The 17509-nt window shown below is 67.5% G+C and carries 12 protein-coding genes and 1 tRNA gene; 11 read left to right on the top strand and 2 right to left on the bottom strand.

Annotated features, from left to right (window positions below):
* Positions 1 to 166: 166 nt before the first annotated feature.
* Entirely contained in the window at positions 167 to 1222 is a 1056-nt protein-coding gene (locus ACFP2V_RS31030; protein ID WP_381218605.1) for a UDP-N-acetylmuramate dehydrogenase, read from the top strand.
* 43 nt (positions 1223 to 1265) lie between these two features.
* On the opposite strand, the gene ACFP2V_RS31025 is transcribed toward ACFP2V_RS31030, so the two are convergent.
* Together ACFP2V_RS31025 and ACFP2V_RS31020 are read right to left on the bottom strand one after the other, a co-directional pair.
* The gene (locus tag ACFP2V_RS31025) at positions 1266 to 2306 is read right to left on the bottom strand and encodes an adenosine deaminase (RefSeq protein WP_381218604.1); all 1041 of its coding nucleotides are present in this window, start codon (positions 2304 to 2306) and stop codon (positions 1266 to 1268) included.
* A 144-nt stretch (positions 2307 to 2450) separates the two neighbouring features.
* A complete protein-coding gene (locus ACFP2V_RS31020) occupies positions 2451 to 3677 on the bottom strand; it encodes a pyridoxal phosphate-dependent aminotransferase (protein ID WP_381218603.1) in 1227 nt (408 codons plus the stop codon).
* 269 nt (positions 3678 to 3946) lie between these two features.
* Here ACFP2V_RS31020 and ACFP2V_RS31015 point away from each other — a divergent pair.
* The 10 genes from ACFP2V_RS31015 (at position 3947) to ACFP2V_RS30970 (ending at position 17456) form a co-directional block, all read left to right on the top strand.
* A tRNA-Trp gene (locus tag ACFP2V_RS31015) sits at positions 3947 to 4019 on the top strand.
* Between the two features lie 109 nt (positions 4020 to 4128).
* A complete protein-coding gene (secE, locus tag ACFP2V_RS31010; RefSeq protein ID WP_381218602.1) occupies positions 4129 to 4416 on the top strand; it encodes a preprotein translocase subunit SecE in 288 nt (95 codons plus the stop codon).
* Between the two features lie 80 nt (positions 4417 to 4496).
* Positions 4497 to 5393: a transcription termination/antitermination protein NusG gene (gene nusG, locus ACFP2V_RS31005; protein ID WP_381218601.1), complete on the top strand. Its 897-nt coding sequence runs from the start codon at positions 4497 to 4499 to the stop codon at positions 5391 to 5393.
* 190 nt (positions 5394 to 5583) lie between these two features.
* Complete coding sequence (rplK, locus tag ACFP2V_RS31000) at positions 5584 to 6018, top strand: 50S ribosomal protein L11 (protein WP_055570301.1); 435 nt, start codon at positions 5584 to 5586, stop codon at positions 6016 to 6018.
* An 84-nt stretch (positions 6019 to 6102) separates the two neighbouring features.
* Entirely contained in the window at positions 6103 to 6828 is a 726-nt protein-coding gene (gene rplA, locus ACFP2V_RS30995) for a 50S ribosomal protein L1 (RefSeq protein ID WP_332430005.1), read from the top strand.
* A 169-nt stretch (positions 6829 to 6997) separates the two neighbouring features.
* Positions 6998 to 7960, top strand: coding sequence for an SCO4651 family lipoprotein (locus tag ACFP2V_RS30990; protein ID WP_381218600.1), 963 nt, complete (start codon positions 6998 to 7000; stop codon positions 7958 to 7960).
* A gap of 346 nt (positions 7961 to 8306) precedes the next feature.
* Positions 8307 to 8837 (top strand): 50S ribosomal protein L10, encoded by a 531-nt coding sequence (rplJ, locus tag ACFP2V_RS30985; protein ID WP_055592515.1) that lies wholly within the window; start codon positions 8307 to 8309, stop codon positions 8835 to 8837.
* A 115-nt stretch (positions 8838 to 8952) separates the two neighbouring features.
* Positions 8953 to 9336 (top strand): 50S ribosomal protein L7/L12, encoded by a 384-nt coding sequence (gene rplL / locus ACFP2V_RS30980; protein WP_381218599.1) that lies wholly within the window; start codon positions 8953 to 8955, stop codon positions 9334 to 9336.
* 624 nt (positions 9337 to 9960) lie between these two features.
* Positions 9961 to 13446: a DNA-directed RNA polymerase subunit beta gene (gene rpoB, locus ACFP2V_RS30975; RefSeq protein ID WP_381218598.1), complete on the top strand. Its 3486-nt coding sequence runs from the start codon at positions 9961 to 9963 to the stop codon at positions 13444 to 13446.
* A gap of 110 nt (positions 13447 to 13556) precedes the next feature.
* A complete protein-coding gene (locus tag ACFP2V_RS30970; protein WP_381218597.1) occupies positions 13557 to 17456 on the top strand; it encodes a DNA-directed RNA polymerase subunit beta' in 3900 nt (1299 codons plus the stop codon).
* The last annotated feature ends 53 nt before the right edge of the window (positions 17457 to 17509 follow it).

Raw genomic sequence — 17509 nt, 5'->3', positions numbered from 1 at the left:
CACGTCCGCGTGAACACCCGCCCGCACGTCCGCGTGAACACCCGCCCGCGCGTGGGCACGACCCGCCCCGCGCGGACACCACACCCGTACAGGTGTACGGCAGCGCAGGCGCACGACAGCGCACATGGCCCCCGCCCCGTCCGGCGGGGGCCTTAGTCTTGAGCCCGTGCAGGAACTCCACGACGCCCCCCTCGCCCCGCTGACCACGTTCCGCCTGGGCGGCCCCGCGACCCGGCTGGTCACCGCGACGACCGACGAGGAAGTGATCGCCGTCGTCCGTGAGGCCGACGACAGCGGTACGCCCCTGCTGATCATCGGCGGAGGCTCGAACCTGGTCATCGGCGACAAGGGCTTCGACGGCACCGCACTCCTCATCGCCACCCGGGGCCTCACCCTGGACGGCACGCGCCTGGAACTGGCGGCCGGAGAGGTGTGGACCGACGCCGTCGCCCGCACCGTGGAAGCCGGCCTGGCCGGCATCGAGTGCCTGGCCGGCATCCCCGGCTCGGCGGGCGCGACCCCCATCCAGAACGTCGGCGCGTACGGCCAGGAGGTCTCCTCCACCATCACCGAGGTCGTCGCCTACGACCGCCGGGCCCGCGAGACGGTCACCCTCGCGAACGAGAAGTGCGCCTTCTCCTACCGGCACAGCCGCTTCAAGGCCGACCCCGAGCGCTACGTCGTCCTGCGTGTCCGCTTCGGCCTGGAGGACGCCGACGGCCTCTCCGGCCCCGTCCGGTACGCCGAGACGGCCCGCGTCCTCGGCGTCGTACCGGGCGACCGCGTCCCCCTGCCCACGGCCCGCGAGACGGTCCTGAAGCTCCGTGCCGGAAAGGGTATGGTCCTGGACCCCGAGGACCACGACACCTGGTCGGCCGGCTCCTTCTTCACCAACCCGATCCTCACGAGCGAGGAGTTCACGGCCTTCCGGACCCGGGCGAAGCAGCACCTCGGCCCCGACACCGAGCCCCCCGCGTACCCCGCCGGCGAGGGCCGTACCAAGACCTCCGCCGCCTGGCTGATCGACAAGGCCGGCTTCACCAAGGGCTACGGCGAGGGCCCGGCCCGCATCTCCACCAAACACACCCTCGCCCTCACCAACCGCGGCGAGGCGAGCACCGAGGACCTGCTGGCGCTCGCCCGCGAAGTGGTGGCCGGCGTGCGCGAAACCTTCGGCATCATCCTGGTCAACGAGCCGGTGACGGTGGGGGTCGGCCTCTGAGCGGCCGCGGACCGCCCGTCCTCACCCCGTCCTCACCCCGTCCTCACCCCGCCGGAGTCGTCAGCCACCGGTCGACCCCCGCCAGCAGCTCCGCCCTGACCGCCTCCGGCGCCGTCGACCCGCGCACCGACTGCCGTGCCAGCTCCGCCAGCTCGGCGTCCGTGAACCCGTGGTGCTCGCGCGCGATCTCGTACTGGGCCGCCAGCCGCGAGCCGAACAGCAGGGGGTCGTCCGCCCCCAGCGCCAGCGGCACGCCCGCGTCGAACAGCTTCCGCAGCGGCACGTCCCCCGGCTTCTCGTACACGCCCAGGGCCACGTTCGACGCCGGGCACACCTCGCATGTGATCTGCCGGTCCGCGAGCCGCTGGAGCAGCCGCGGGTCCTCCGCCGCCCGTACCCCGTGCCCGATCCGGTCGGCCTCCAGATCGTCCAGGCAGTCCCGCACGGACGCGGGACCGGACAGCTCACCCCCGTGCGGCGCGGACAGCAGCCCGCCCTCGCGCGCGATGGCGAACGCCCGGTCGAAATCCCGGGCCATGCCGCGCCGCTCGTCGTTGGACAGCCCGAACCCGATGACCCCGCGGTCCGCGTACCGCACCGCCAGCCGGGCCAGCGTGCGCGCGTCCAGGTGGTGCTTCATCCGGTTCGCGGCGACCAGTACCCGGATCCCGAGCCCGGTGTCCCGCCGCGCCGAGTCCACCGCGTCCAGGATGACCTCCAGCGCCGGGATCAGCCCGCCCAGCCGGGGTGCGTACGACGTCGGATCGACCTGGATCTCCAGCCAGCCCGAGCCGTCCTTCAGGTCCTCCTCCGCGGCCTCCCGCACCAGCCGCTGGATGTCCTCCGGCTCGCGGAGGCACGAGCGCGCCGCGTCGTACAGCCGCTGGAACCGGAACCAGCCCCGCTCGTCCGTGGCCCGCAGACTCGGCGGCTCCCCGCTGGTCAGCGCGTCGGTCAGCGCCTCGGGGAGGCGTACGCCGTACTTGTCGGCCAGTTCCAGCACGGTGGCGGGGCGCATCGACCCGGTGAAGTGCAGGTGCAGATGGGCCTTCGGCAGCAGGGAGAGGTCACGTACACGTTCCATTCCAAAATCTTGCCGCACCCCCCGGGGGCCTCGGTAGCGCTTTCCCCGAACGTGGTCTTGCTCGCACGTCAGCACGAGGGAAACGGAAGCGGGCCGCCTCCCCGAGGGGAGACGGCCCGCCGTGCACTCACGTGAGGACCGGGATCAGTCCTGTGCCTCCGCCAGCAGCTTCTGGATCCGGCTCACGCCCTCCACCAGGTCCTCGTCGCCCAGCGCGTAGGACAGCCGCAGGTACCCCGGAGTGCCGAAGGCCTCGCCGGGTACGACCGCGACCTCGACCTCCTCGAGAATGAGCGCGGCCAGCTCCACGGAGTTCTGCGGCCGCTTGCCCCGGATCTCCTTGCCGATCAGGGCCTTCACCGACGGGTAGGCGTAGAACGCGCCCTCGGGCTCCGGGCAGACCACGCCGTCGATCTCGTTGAGCATCCGCACGATGGTCCTGCGCCGGCGGTCGAAGGCCTCGCGCATCGTGGCGACCGCGTCGAGGGAGCCGGAGACCGCGGCCAGCGCCGCCACCTGGGCGACGTTCGACACGTTGGAGGTGGCGTGCGACTGCAGGTTGGTGGCGGCCTTCACGACGTCCTTCGGACCGATGAGCCACCCGACCCGCCAGCCGGTCATCGCGTACGTCTTCGCGACACCGTTGACCACGATGCACTTGTCCCGCAGCTCCGGCAGGACGGCGGGCAGCGAGGTGAAGGTGGCGTCGCCGTAGACCAGGTGCTCGTAGATCTCGTCGGTCAGCACCCACAGACCGTGCTCGACCGCCCAGCGGCCGATCGCCTCGGCGTCCTCGGCGCTGTAGACCGCGCCGGTGGGGTTCGAGGGGGAGACGAACAGGACGACCTTGGTCTTCTCCGTCCGCGCGGCCTCCAACTGCTCCACGCTGACGCGGTAGCCGGTCGTCTCGTCGGCGACGACCTCGACCGGGACACCGCCGGCCAGGCGGATCGACTCCGGGTACGTCGTCCAGTACGGGGCCGGGACGATGACCTCGTCGCCCGGGTCGAGGATCGTGGCGAAGGCTTCGTAGATGGCCTGCTTGCCGCCGTTGGTGACGAGGACCTGGGCGGGGTCCACTTCGTAGCCGGAGTCGCGCAGCGTCTTCGCGACGATCGCGGCCTTCAGCTCGGGCAGCCCGCCGGCCGGCGTGTAGCGGTGGTACTTCGGGTTCCGGCACGCCTCGATCGCGGCGTCGACGATGTAGTCCGGAGTCGGGAAGTCGGGTTCACCGGCGCCGAAGCCGATCACCGGTCGCCCGGCGGCCTTGAGGGCCTTGGCCTTGGCGTCCACGGCGAGGGTGGCGGACTCGGAGATCGCACCGATCCGGGCGGAGACCCGGCGCTCGGTGGGAGGGGTTGCAGCGCTCATGGACCCATCGTTCCAGACCGGAAACCTGCCCGGCACGGGGGTTTCACAGACTGAACAGGTCCTGGCCAACCTCTGAACACCAGTCCGGATCCGTCCCGCCGGCCCCCTCCGTCAGGACGATCTTCGGTCGGGAGACCGGTCACGGGCGCTTTCTGTTCGACGCCCGGCCCCGGAACACGTACACTCACACCTCGTTGGCCTTCTGCGGCCGCGCTCACCGGATGCACACCAAGCATCCGGTTGGATGCGGTACGTTGGGGGACACACAAAGGGTCGTAGCTCAATTGGTAGAGCACTGGTCTCCAAAACCAGCGGTTGGGGGTTCAAGTCCCTCCGGCCCTGCTATACACAACCTTAGCCAGGATGTGTACGCATATACGTACAGCAATGCACCGCCGTGCGGCTCATACCGGGCGCGGCACGGCCATGACCCGGAATCAGGTGAGGACGAGTGACGGACGCCGTGGGCTCCATCGACATGCCTGATGCCGAGGACGAGGCGCCGGACTCCCAGAAGAAGACCCGCAAGGGCGGAAAGCGGGCCAAGAAGGGCCCGCTGAAGCGCCTCGCGCTCTTCTACCGCCAGATCGTGGCGGAGCTTCGCAAGGTTGTCTGGCCGACCCGGAATCAGCTGACGTCGTACACAAGCGCAGTGATCGTCTTCGTGGTCGTCATGATCGGCCTGATTACTCTGATCGACTACGGGCTCAGCCACGCCGCCAAGTACGTCTTCGGCTGAGCAGCCTGCGAAGAGCGCCGAGGTACCCGGCGCTCCTTTCGCGTGTTCCACCCCTATGTATCCAGGAAGAAGCAGCCACCGTGTCTGACCCGAACGTGAACGACGCCATCGAGCAGGTCGAGTCCGTCGAGGACGAGCTCGACACCGTCGGGGGCGCGGACAGTGAGGCCTCCGAGGCCTCCGCCGAGGTCGAGGCTGCCGACGCCGCCGCGGACGAGTCCGAAATGGCGGCCGATCCGACCCCCGAGGCCGAAGAGGCCGACGACGCGGACTCCGACGAGGATGCCGCGGACGAGACCGCCGCCGAGGACGAGGCCGAAGAGGCCGCCGAGGACGAGGCCGAAAAGGTCGAGGCCAACCGCGACCCGGTCGAGGAGCTCCGCGAGGAACTGCGGACGCTGCCCGGTGAGTGGTACGTCATCCACACGTACGCGGGGTACGAGAACCGGGTGAAGACCAACCTGGAGCAGCGTGCCGTCTCGCTGAACGTCGAGGAGTTCATCTTCCAGGCCGAGGTGCCGCAGGAAGAGGTCGTCCAGATCAAGAACGGCGACCGCAAGACGATCAAGCAGAACAAGCTCCCGGGTTACGTCCTGGTCCGCATGGACCTGACGAACGAGTCCTGGGGCGTCGTCCGCAACACCCCCGGTGTCACCGGCTTCGTGGGCAACGCCTACGACCCGTACCCGCTGACCCTGGACGAGATCGTCAAGATGCTCGCCCCGGAGGCCGAGGAGAAGGCCGCCCGCGAGGCCGCCGAGGCCGAGGGCAAGCCGGTTCCGCAGCGCAAGGTCGAGGTCCAGGTGCTGGACTTCGAGGTCGGCGACTCGGTCACTGTCACCGACGGCCCGTTCGCCACCCTCCAGGCGACCATCAACGAGATCAACCCCGACTCCAAGAAGGTCAAGGGCCTGGTGGAGATCTTCGGCCGCGAGACGCCGGTCGAGCTCTCCTTCGACCAGATCCAGAAGAACTGACCCGGTTCCGGGCAGTTCCGGAGAGTCTGGACAGCAGCTTCCGAGCAGGTCAGGTGAACGCTCAGGCGTCTGCCTGACCTGCTCGGTTTTTGGCCGCACACCTATACCCGCTATCGTTGTGCGGTATGCCTGTGTCCGGGTTGATTCCCGGTACGCGGGCAGGACCCGAATCGAAAGGACCCGGAGAGTCATGCCTCCCAAGAAGAAGAAGGTCACGGGGCTCATCAAGCTCCAGATCCAGGCCGGTGCCGCCAACCCGGCTCCGCCGGTGGGCCCCGCGCTGGGTCAGCACGGCGTCAACATCATGGAGTTCTGCAAGGCCTACAACGCCGCGACCGAGTCGCAGCGTGGCTGGGTCATCCCGGTGGAGATCACGGTCTACGAGGACCGTTCCTTCACCTTCATCACCAAGACCCCGCCGGCCGCGAAGATGATCCTCAAGGCCGCGGGTGTGGAGAAGGGCTCCGGCGAGCCGCACAAGACCAAGGTCGCGAAGATCACCGCTGCCCAGGTCCGTGAGATCGCCACGACCAAGCTGCCCGACCTCAACGCCAACGACCTGGACGCCGCGTCGAAGATCATCGCCGGCACCGCCCGTTCCATGGGCGTCACGGTCGAGGGCTGACCTCCACCCCCGTAAGCCAAGCAGAAGTGTGGAAGGGCCCGCTCGGCCCGGACCACGACTCCTAAGAACCCACAGGAGCTATACGTGAGCAAGCGCAGCAAGTCTCTCCGCGCTGCGGACGCCAAGATCGACCGGGAGAAGCAGTACGCCCCGCTCGAGGCCGTCCGTCTCGCCAAGGAGACCTCCACCTCGAAGTTCGACGGCACCGTCGAGGTCGCCTTCCGCCTGGGCGTTGACCCGCGCAAGGCCGACCAGATGGTCCGTGGCACCGTGAACCTCCCGCACGGCACCGGCAAGACCGCCCGGGTCCTGGTCTTCGCGACCGGCGACCGTGCCGAGGCCGCGCGTGCCGCGGGCGCCGACATCGTCGGCGCCGACGAACTGATCGACGAGGTGTCGAAGGGCCGTCTGGACTTCGACGCCGTCGTCGCCACCCCGGACCTCATGGGCAAGGTCGGCCGCCTCGGCCGTGTGCTCGGTCCCCGTGGTCTCATGCCGAACCCCAAGACCGGCACCGTCACCCCGGACGTCACCAAGGCTGTCAACGACATCAAGGGTGGCAAGATCGAGTTCCGCGTCGACAAGCACTCGAACCTGCACTTCATCATCGGCAAGACGTCCTTCGACGACACCAAGCTGGTGGAGAACTACGGCGCCGCGCTGGATGAGATCCTCCGTCTGAAGCCGTCCGCCGCGAAGGGCCGGTACATCAAGAAGGCCGCGATCACCACCACGATCGGCCCCAGCATTCCGCTCGACTCGAACCGCACCCGCAACCTCCTCGTCGAGGAGGACCCGGCGGCGGTCTGAGCCCGTCGGGCCGGCCCGTCCGGCCCGCGCGCCCACCGAGCACGCCCCGAACCCGTCCCCGCGCCCTCCCAGGCGCGGGGACGGGTTTTTTCCGTACAGCAGTGTCAGTCGGGTGGGCTACGGTGCACCAGACTTCACTGAGCAGGCGAAACAACCAGGGGTGGGATGCATGGGCATGTCCGCATGGAAGCGCGCGGGTGTCTGCGTGGCGGCCGTGACGGTCGTCGCGGGTGTCGCGGGCTGCCAGGCCGGTGACGGGGGAGCGAGGGACAAGGCGGCGGAGCCCAAGGTCCTGTCCCGGAGTGAGGCGGCCGAGGTGCTTCAGGCCGCCTTCAAGAAGACGACGGAGGCGAAGTCCGCCAAGGTCCGGATGACCATGTCGATGCCCTCGGGGATGCAGGGCATGGGGGACATGGTGGGCATGGCGGGCGACGGAACCATGGAGATGACCGGAGTCCAGGGCTGGGACCCGGCGGTCATGGATATGACCATCAAGGGATCCGGCTTCGCGGGGACCGGTCCCGACGCGCCCTCCGAGATCCGCATGATCATGCTGGACAACATCATGTACGCGGACATGGGTGCGGAGCAGGCCGCCGAGATGGACGGCAAGCGCTGGATGAAGCTGGACTTCCAGGCCATGGCCGAGGAGTCCGGAAGCAAGGAACTGCAGAAGCAGATGACCGGCAGCCTGGAGAGCATGAACCAGGACCCGGCCCAGCAACTGGCCCTGTTGCTCGAGTCGCCCAACCTGAAGCACGTCGGTCCGCAGAAAATCGACGGCGTCCAGGCGCAGCACTACAAGGGCACCCTGACCTTCGAGGAGATCATCAAGGGCAACGAGTCCTTCGACTTCCTCTCCGAGAAGGAGCGCAAGGAGCTCGTCGCCGACGCCGAGAGGTCGGGCGTGAAGGGCTACGACACCGAGGTCTGGGTCAACGAGGACGACTACCCGGTCAAGATGGTCCTCGGCATGGAGTCGGACGAGGGCACGGTCGACATCACGACGCACTACTCCGACTACGGTGCCCAGGCCGAGGTCGAGGCGCCGCCGGCCAAGGACACGGTCGACCTCTTCGAGATGCTGCAGGGCTTCGAGGAGGGGCTCACGGGCATCGGAGCGGACGCCTGAGTGCCGTGACCGTCCCGATGGCTCGACCGTCCTGATGGCCCGCCCTGAACGTCCCGGCGGGAACGGATTTGCCTCGCGGCGATCCGTTCCCGTACTCTCCAGAAGAAGCCAAAGACCGCTGGTCGTTGCCGTGCACTCGCAAGAGGGTGCGGTGGCCGAAGGATCCGCTGAACTGCGGACGACCCGCGCAGGTGAATGTGGAAGAGTTCCCGGAAATTCGCGGCCGTGAGGATGCGAATCACCGGTTGAACCCAGCCCCGTGCGCCTGCGCCCGGGGCGTTTCGTTTTTCCCAGTCCTCCTTCGGGTCCGCGCGGTCCGAATCACCCGGAAGGAGGCCGAGGCTCTATGGCGAGGCCCGACAAGGCTGCCGCGGTTGCCGAGCTGACGGACCAGTTCCGCAACTCGAGCGCCGCTGTGCTGACCGAGTACCGCGGTCTCACCGTGGCGCAGCTCAAGCAGCTGCGCCGTTCGCTCGGTGAGAACGCCCAGTACGCCGTGGTGAAGAACACGCTGACCAAGATTGCGGCCAACGAGGCCGGGATCACGACGCTGGACGACCTGTTCAACGGTCCGACGGCAGTCGCCTTCGTCACCGGTGACCCGGTGGAGTCGGCGAAGGGTCTTCGTGACTTCGCCAAGGACAACCCGAACCTCGTCATCAAGGGCGGTGTCCTTGACGGCAAGGCGCTGTCCGCCGACGAGATCAAGAAGCTCGCGGACCTCGAGTCCCGCGAGGTTCTGCTCTCCAAGCTGGCGGGTGCCTTCAAGGGCAAGCAGTCCCAGGCTGCTCAGCTCTTCCAGGCGCTTCCGTCGAAGCTCGTCCGCACCGTGGACGCGCTTCGCGCCAAGCAGGACGAGCAGGGCGGTGCCGAGTAATTCGGCTCGCTTTCCGGCCCTCGCCGACATGAGGCAAGGGTCATAGCGGGCCCGACGTACGCCCGCCTCACCCAGTACACCCGGCACCTGCCGATTTAGTGGAAGGACCGCCATCATGGCGAAGCTCACCCAGGACGAGCTGCTGGCCCAGTTCGAGGGCATGACCCTCATCGAGCTCTCCGAGTTCGTGAAGGCCTTCGAGGAGAAGTTCGACGTCACCGCCGCCGCCGCGGTCGCCGTGGCCGGTCCGGCCGGCCCGGCCGCCGCCGTCGAGGCCGAGGCCGAGCAGGACGAGTTCGACGTCATCCTCACGGGTGCCGGCGACAAGAAGATCCAGGTCATCAAGGTCGTGCGCGAGCTGACCTCCCTCGGCCTGAAGGAGGCCAAGGACCTGGTCGACGGTGCGCCGAAGGCCGTCGTCGAGAAGGTCAACAAGGAAGCCGCGGCGAAGGCCAAGGAGGCCCTCGAGGGCGCCGGCGCCTCCGTCGAGGTCAAGTAAGACCTTCCGGGTCCGACAGGACCCCCGCGGGGCCGGCAGCGCCGGATCCGCACCGCGTCCACCAGGGCGTGTAACGCGTAAGCGCCGAAGAGCGATCATCCATCCGGGTGGTCGCTCTTCGGTGTCTCCGGGGCCGGTGGCGATTGCCTCGAACCCGGGACGGCGGGGGTAGGGTGATCTTCGTTGTGGCCCTGTGCGGGCCACGTGGGGTCGCCTGTCGAAGGGCGGTTCGGGCAAGGGGGCCTTGACGAACCGCACGTGGCGCGCAATTCTCAGGACGCGTCGTCACAAGGATCCGAATCCGAGGCATGGATCGGCGGCGGAGAGGGCAGGATCACGGTGCGTTGAGGGCAGGACCGTGTCATAGGAGTTGAGAGCAACGAGGGCCTCCAAGGGTCTCGAAAACCCGCACTGGACATCAGTGTGCCAAGTGGCTACACTGACCCTTTGCGCTGCCTGTTAGCTGTCCCCTGCCCGTCACCAGGGGCATGCCCTCACTTGAGCACTGACGATCAGAGCCTCTCTGACCCGGCCTTTCCCGCCGGGAAGCGAAGTGTCTGCCGTGGTGTCCCGTGGGGGGCCGGTACGCGCGTAGTGAGTCCGAGCCCTCGGAAGGACCCCCTCTTGGCCGCCTCGCGCAATGCCTCGACCGCGAATACGAACAACGCTGCCAGCACCGCACCGCTGCGCATCTCTTTTGCAAAGATCAAGGAGCCCCTCGAGGTTCCGAACCTTCTCGCGCTGCAGACCGAGAGCTTCGACTGGCTGCTCGGCAACGACGCCTGGAAGGCTCGCGTCGAGGCCGCTCTGGACAACGGTCAGGATGTCCCCACCAAGTCCGGTCTTGAAGAGATCTTCGAGGAGATCTCCCCGATCGAGGACTTCTCCGGGTCGATGTCGCTGACCTTCCGCGACCACCGCTTCGAGCCGCCGAAGAACTCCATCGACGAGTGCAAGGACCGCGACTTCACGTATGCGGCGCCGCTCTTCGTCACCGCCGAGTTCACCAACAACGAGACCGGCGAGATCAAGTCCCAGACCGTCTTCATGGGCGACTTTCCGCTCATGACGAACAAGGGCACCTTCGTCATCAACGGCACCGAGCGTGTCGTGGTGTCGCAGCTGGTCCGTTCGCCGGGTGTCTACTTCGACTCCAGCATCGACAAGACGTCCGACAAGGACATCTTCTCCGCCAAGATCATCCCGTCCCGGGGTGCCTGGCTGGAGATGGAGATCGACAAGCGCGACATGGTCGGCGTCCGCGTCGACCGCAAGCGCAAGCAGTCCGTCACCGTCCTGCTCAAGGCGCTCGGCTGGACCACCGAGCAGATCCTCGAGGAGTTCGGCGAGTACGAGTCCATGCGCGCCACCCTGGAGAAGGACCACACCCAGGGCCAGGACGACGCGCTGCTCGACATCTACCGCAAGCTGCGTCCGGGCGAGCCCCCCACCCGCGAGGCCGCGCAGACGCTGCTCGAGAACCTCTACTTCAACCCCAAGCGCTACGACCTCGCCAAGGTCGGCCGCTACAAGGTCAACAAGAAGCTGGGTGCCGACGCGCCGCTCGACGCGGGCGTGCTGACCGTCGAGGACGTCATCTCGACGATCAAGTACCTGGTGAAGCTGCACGCCGGCGAGATCGAGACCGTCGGTGACAGCGGCCAGACGATCGTCGTCGAGACGGACGACATCGACCACTTCGGCAACCGCCGCCTGCGCAGCGTCGGCGAGCTCATCCAGAACCAGGTCCGTACGGGTCTGGCTCGTATGGAGCGCGTCGTGCGTGAGCGTATGACGACCCAGGATGTCGAGGCGATCACGCCGCAGACCCTGATCAACATCCGGCCGGTCGTCGCCTCCATCAAGGAGTTCTTCGGCACCAGCCAGCTGTCGCAGTTCATGGACCAGAACAACCCGCTGTCCGGGCTGACGCACAAGCGTCGTCTGTCCGCGCTCGGCCCGGGTGGTCTCTCCCGTGAGCGGGCCGGCTTCGAGGTCCGTGACGTGCACCCCTCGCACTACGGCCGCATGTGCCCGATCGAGACGCCCGAAGGCCCGAACATCGGTCTGATCGGCTCGCTCGCCTCCTACGGCCGGGTCAACGCGTTCGGTTTCGTCGAGACCCCGTACCGCAAGGTGATCGACGGCCAGGTCACCGACGAGGTCGACTACCTGACCGCCGACGAGGAGGACCGCTTCGTCATCGCGCAGGCCAACGCCCCGCTGAGTGACGACATGCGGTTCGCCGAGGCCCGCGTGCTGGTCCGCCGCAAGGGCGGCGAGGTCGACTACGTCAGCCCCGACGAGGTCGACTACATGGACGTCTCGCCGCGCCAGATGGTGTCGGTCGCGACCGCCATGATCCCCTTCCTCGAGCACGACGACGCCAACCGTGCCCTCATGGGCGCGAACATGATGCGTCAGGCCGTGCCGCTGATCAGGTCCGAGTCCCCGCTCGTCGGCACCGGCATGGAGTACCGCTCCGCAGCCGACGCCGGTGACGTGGTCAAGGCCGAGAAGGCGGGTGTGGTCCAGGAGGTCTCCGCGGACTACATCACCACGACCAACGACGACGGCACGTACATCACGTACCGCCTGGCCAAGTTCGCCCGCTCCAACCAGGGCACCTCGGTCAACCAGAAGGTCATCGTCAACGAGGGCGACCGCGTCATCGAGGGCCAGGTCCTCGCCGACGGTCCGGCCACCGAGAACGGCGAGATGGCGCTCGGCAAGAACCTGCTGGTCGCGTTCATGCCGTGGGAGGGCCACAACTACGAGGACGCGATCATCCTGTCGCAGCGCCTCGTCCAGGACGACGTCCTCTCCTCGATCCACATCGAGGAGCACGAGGTCGACGCCCGTGACACCAAGCTCGGCCCCGAGGAGATCACCCGGGACATCCCGAACGTCTCCGAGGAGGTCCTCGCCGACCTCGACGAGCGCGGCATCATCCGTATCGGTGCCGAGGTCGTCGCCGGCGACATCCTCGTCGGCAAGGTCACGCCCAAGGGTGAGACCGAGCTGACCCCGGAGGAGCGCCTGCTGCGTGCGATCTTCGGTGAGAAGGCCCGCGAGGTCCGTGACACCTCCCTGAAGGTGCCGCACGGCGAGATCGGCAAGATCATCGGCGTGCGCGTCTTCGACCGCGAGGAGGGCGACGAGCTTCCCCCCGGTGTGAATCAGCTGGTGCGCGTCTACGTCGCGCAGAAGCGCAAGATCACCGACGGTGACAAGCTCGCCGGCCGTCACGGCAACAAGGGCGTCATCTCGAAGATCCTGCCGATCGAGGACATGCCGTTCCTGGAGGACGGCACCCCGGTCGACATCATCCTCAACCCCCTCGGTGTGCCGTCCCGGATGAACCCGGGACAGGTGCTGGAGATCCACCTCGGCTGGCTCGCCAGCCGCGGCTGGGACGTCTCCGGCCTCGCCGAGGAATGGGCGGAGCGCCTGCAGATCATCGGCGCCGACAAGGTCGAGCCCGGTACCAACGTCGCCACCCCCGTCTTCGACGGTGCGCGTGAGGACGAGCTGGCCGGCCTGCTGCAGCACACCATCCCGAACCGGGACGGCGAGCGCATGGTGCTCCCGACCGGCAAGGCGAGGCTGTTCGACGGCCGCTCCGGCGAGCCGTTCCCGGAGCCGATCTCGGTCGGCTACATGTACATCCTCAAGCTGCACCACCTGGTCGACGACAAGCTGCACGCCCGCTCGACCGGTCCGTACTCGATGATCACCCAGCAGCCGCTGGGTGGTAAGGCCCAGTTCGGTGGCCAGCGCTTCGGTGAGATGGAGGTGTGGGCGCTGGAGGCGTACGGCGCCGCTTACGCCCTCCAGGAGCTGCTGACCATCAAGTCCGACGACGTCACCGGCCGCGTGAAGGTCTACGAGGCCATCGTCAAGGGCGAGAACATCCCCGAGCCGGGCATCCCCGAGTCCTTCAAGGTCCTCATCAAGGAGATGCAGTCCCTGTGCCTGAACGTGGAGGTGCTGTCCAGCGACGGCATGTCCATCGAAATGCGTGACACCGACGAGGACGTCTTCCGCGCAGCGGAGGAGCTCGGCATCGACCTGTCCCGGCGCGAGCCGAGCAGCGTCGAAGAGGTCTGACGGGAGTCCGGTCAGGAGGTTCAGCGATGAAGATCCCTGAACCTCCGGCCGACCCCAGGACCCCCGTATCAGACCCCAAGACTTACAACCCTGAGAGGGATTGACGCATAGTGCTCGACGTCAACTTCTTCGACGAGCTCCGGATCGGCCTGGCCACCGCGGACGACATCCGTCAGTGGAGCCACGGCGAGGTCAAGAAGCCCGAGACCATCAACTACCGCACCCTCAAGCCCGAGAAGGACGGACTCTTCTGCGAGAAGATCTTCGGTCCGACCCGGGACTGGGAGTGCTACTGCGGCAAGTACAAGCGCGTCCGCTTCAAGGGCATCATCTGTGAGCGCTGTGGCGTCGAGGTCACGCGCGCCAAGGTGCGCCGTGAGCGGATGGGCCACATCGAGCTCGCCGCGCCCGTCACGCACATCTGGTACTTCAAGGGCGTCCCGTCGCGCCTCGGCTACCTGCTCGACCTCGCCCCGAAGGACCTGGAAAAGGTCATCTACTTCGCGGCGTACATGATCACGTTCGTCGACGAGGAGCGCCGCACCCGCGACCTGCCCTCGCTGGAGGCGCACGTCTCCGTCGAGCGCCAGCAGGTGGAGAACCGTCGCGACGCCGACCTGGAGGCCCGGGCCAAGAAGCTCGAGACCGACCTGGCCGAGCTCGAGGCCGAGGGTGCCAAGGCCGATGTGCGCCGCAAGGTGCGCGAGGGTGCCGAGCGTGAGATGAAGCAGCTGCGCGACCGTGCGCAGCGCGAGATCGACCGCCTCGACGAGGTGTGGAGCCGGTTCAAGAACCTCAAGGTCCAGGACCTGGAGGGCGACGAACTGCTCTACCGCGAGCTGCGCGACCGCTTCGGCACGTACTTCGACGGCTCGATGGGTGCCGCGGCGCTGCAGAAGCGCCTGGAGTCCTTCGACCTCGAGGAGGAGGCCGAGCGTCTCCGCGAGATCATCCGCACCGGCAAGGGCCAGAAGAAGACCCGTGCGCTCAAGCGCCTCAAGGTCGTCTCCGCGTTCCTGCAGACCAGCAACAGCCCCAAGGGCATGGTCCTGGACTGCGTGCCGGTCATCCCGCCGGACCTGCGTCCGATGGTGCAGCTGGACGGTGGCCGCTTCGCGACCTCCGACCTGAACGACCTGTACCGCCGTGTCATCAACCGCAACAACCGCCTGAAGCGGCTTCTCGACCTCGGCGCGCCCGAGATCATCGTGAACAACGAGAAGCGCATGCTCCAGGAGGCCGTCGACGCGCTCTTCGACAACGGCCGTCGTGGCCGCCCGGTGACGGGCCCCGGCAACCGTCCGCTGAAGTCGCTGTCCGACATGCTCAAGGGCAAGCAGGGCCGCTTCCGTCAGAACCTGCTCGGCAAGCGAGTCGACTACTCGGCGCGTTCCGTCATCGTCGTCGGCCCGCAGCTGAAGCTGCACCAGTGCGGTCTGCCGAAGGCGATGGCGCTGGAGCTCTTCAAGCCGTTCGTGATGAAGCGCCTGGTCGACCTGAACCACGCGCAGAACATCAAGAGCGCCAAGCGCATGGTCGAGCGCGGCCGCACGGTCGTGTACGACGTGCTGGAAGAGGTCATCGCGGAGCACCCGGTTCTGCTGAACCGTGCGCCCACGCTGCACCGCCTCGGCATCCAGGCCTTCGAGCCGCAGCTGGTCGAGGGCAAGGCCATCCAGATCCACCCGCTCGTCTGCACCGCGTTCAACGCGGACTTCGACGGTGACCAGATGGCCGTGCACCTGCCGCTGTCCGCGGAGGCGCAGGCCGAGGCCCGCATCCTGATGCTGTCCTCGAACAACATCCTCAAGCCCGCCGACGGCCGTCCGGTGACGATGCCGACCCAGGACATGGTCCTCGGTCTGTTCTTCCTCACCACCGACGGCGAGATGCGCGAGCTCAGGGGCGAGAGCCGTTCCTTCTCCTCCGTCGCCGAGGCGATCATGGCCTTCGACGCGAGCGAGCTGTCGCTCCAGTCGAGGATCGACGTCCGCTTCCCGGTCGGCACCATCCCGCCGCGTGGCTGGATGCCGCCGGCGCGCGAGGAGGGCGAGCCGGAGTGGCAGCAGGGTGACAGCTTCCGGCTGAACACCACGCTGGGTCGCGCGCTCTTCAACGAGCTGCTGCCCGAGGACTACCCGTTCGTCGACTACGAGGTCGGCAAGAAGCAGCTCTCCGAGATCGTCAACGACCTCGCCGAGCGCTACCCGAAGGTCATCGTGGCGGCGACGCTCGACAACCTGAAGGCGGCCGGCTTCCACTGGGCGACCCGTTCCGGCGTCACCGTGGCCATCTCCGACGTCGTCGTTCCCGAGGCGAAGAAGGCGATCGTCCAGGGTTACGAGGCGCAGGACGAAAAGGTCCAGAAGCAGTACGAGCGCGGTCTGATCACCAAGGACGAGCGCACGCAGGAGCTCATCGCGATCTGGACCAAGGCGACCAACGAGGTCGCCGAGGCGATGAACGACAACTTCCCGAAGACCAACCCGATCTTCATGATGGTGAACTCGGGCGCACGAGGCAACATGATGCAGATGCGTCAGATCGCCGGTATGCGTGGTCTGGTGTCGAACGCGAAGAACGAGACGATCCCGCGGCCCATCAAGGCCTCGTTCCGTGAGGGTCTGTCCGTGCTGGAGTACTTCATCTCCACGCACGGTGCCCGTAAGGGTCTGGCGGACACCGCTCTGCGTACCGCCGACTCGGGTTACCTCACCCGTCGTCTGGTCGACGTCTCCCAGGACGTCATCATCCGCGAGGAGGACTGCGGCACCGAGCGCGGTCTGAAGCTGCGGATCGCCTCGCGCGACGCCGACGGGACGCTGCGCAAGACGGACGACGTCGAGACCAGCGTGTACGCCCGCATGCTCGCCGAGGACGTCGTCATCGACGGCAAGGTGATCGCGCCGGCCAACGTGGACCTCGGTGACGTGCTCATCGACCAGCTGGTGCACCACGGTGTCGAGCAGGTCAAGACCCGTTCGATCCTGACCTGCGAGTCCGCCGTCGGCACCTGCGCCATGTGCTACGGCCGTTCGCTGGCCACCGGCAAGCTGGTCGACATCGGTGAGGCGGTCGGCATCATCGCCGCCCAGTCCATCGGTGAGCCCGGCACCCAGCTGACGATGCGTACCTTCCACACCGGTGGTGTGGCCGGTGACGACATCACCCAGGGTCTGCCGCGTGTCGTCGAGCTCTTCGAGGCCCGTACCCCGAAGGGTGTCGCCCCGATCTCCGAGGCCGCCGGCCGCATCCGGATCGAGGAGACCGAGAAGACGAAGAAGATCGTCGTCACCCCGGACGACGGCAGCGACGAGACGGCGTTCCCGATCTCGAAGCGTGCCCGTCTGCTGGTCGGCGAGGGCGATCACGTCGAGGTGGGCCAGAAGCTCACCGTGGGTGCCACCAACCCGCACGACGTGCTGCGCATCCTGGGTCAGCGGGCCGTCCAGGTCCACCTGGTCGGCGAGGTCCAGAAGGTCTACAACTCGCAGGGTGTGTCGATCCACGACAAGCACATCGAGATCATCATCCGGCAGATGCTCCGCCGCGTGACGATCATCGAGTCCGGCGACGCCGAGCTGCTGCCCGGCGAGCTGGTCGAGCGGTCGAAGTTCGAGACCGAGAACCGTCGTGTGGTCCAGGAGGGCGGTCACCCCGCTTCCGGCCGTCCGCAGCTGATGGGTATCACCAAGGCCTCGCTGGCGACCGAGTCGTGGCTGTCGGCGGCGTCCTTCCAGGAGACGACCAGGGTCCTCACGGACGCGGCGATCAACGCCAAGTCCGACTCCCTGATCGGCCTCAAGGAGAACGTCATCATCGGTAAGCTCATCCCGGCCGGTACGGGTCTGTCCCGTTACCGCAACATCCGGGTCGAGCCGACCGAGGAGGCCAAGGCCGCGATGTACTCGGCCGTCGGCTACGACGACATCGACTACTCGCCGTTCGGCACGGGCTCCGGCCAGGCCGTTCCGCTGGAGGACTACGACTACGGTCCGTACAACCAGTAAGCGAGTCGCCCGACGTACCGCAGGGGCGGTCACTCCCGTTTCGTACGGAGTGG

The organism is Streptomyces incanus (assembly GCF_042656345.1).
GTDB lineage: Bacteria > Actinomycetota > Actinomycetes > Streptomycetales > Streptomycetaceae > Streptomyces > Streptomyces incanus.
Note: the sequence above shows the minus strand (reverse complement) of the source record. Positions and strands in the feature narration are given on the sequence as shown.

What these genes read in the sequence shown, in the direction of transcription:
- ACFP2V_RS31025 (WP_381218604.1), bottom strand. Translation starts at nt 2,306, where the DNA reads ATGGAACGTGTACGTGACCTCTCCCTGCTGCCGAAGGCCCATCTGCAC.
- ACFP2V_RS31020 (WP_381218603.1), bottom strand. Translation starts at nt 3,677, where the DNA reads ATGAGCGCTGCAACCCCTCCCACCGAGCGCCGGGTCTCCGCCCGGATC.
- rplK (WP_055570301.1), top strand. Translation starts at nt 5,584, where the DNA reads ATGCCTCCCAAGAAGAAGAAGGTCACGGGGCTCATCAAGCTCCAGATC.
- ACFP2V_RS30990 (WP_381218600.1), top strand. Translation starts at nt 6,998, where the DNA reads ATGGGCATGTCCGCATGGAAGCGCGCGGGTGTCTGCGTGGCGGCCGTG.
- rplJ (WP_055592515.1), top strand. Translation starts at nt 8,307, where the DNA reads ATGGCGAGGCCCGACAAGGCTGCCGCGGTTGCCGAGCTGACGGACCAG.
- rplL (WP_381218599.1), top strand. Translation starts at nt 8,953, where the DNA reads ATGGCGAAGCTCACCCAGGACGAGCTGCTGGCCCAGTTCGAGGGCATG.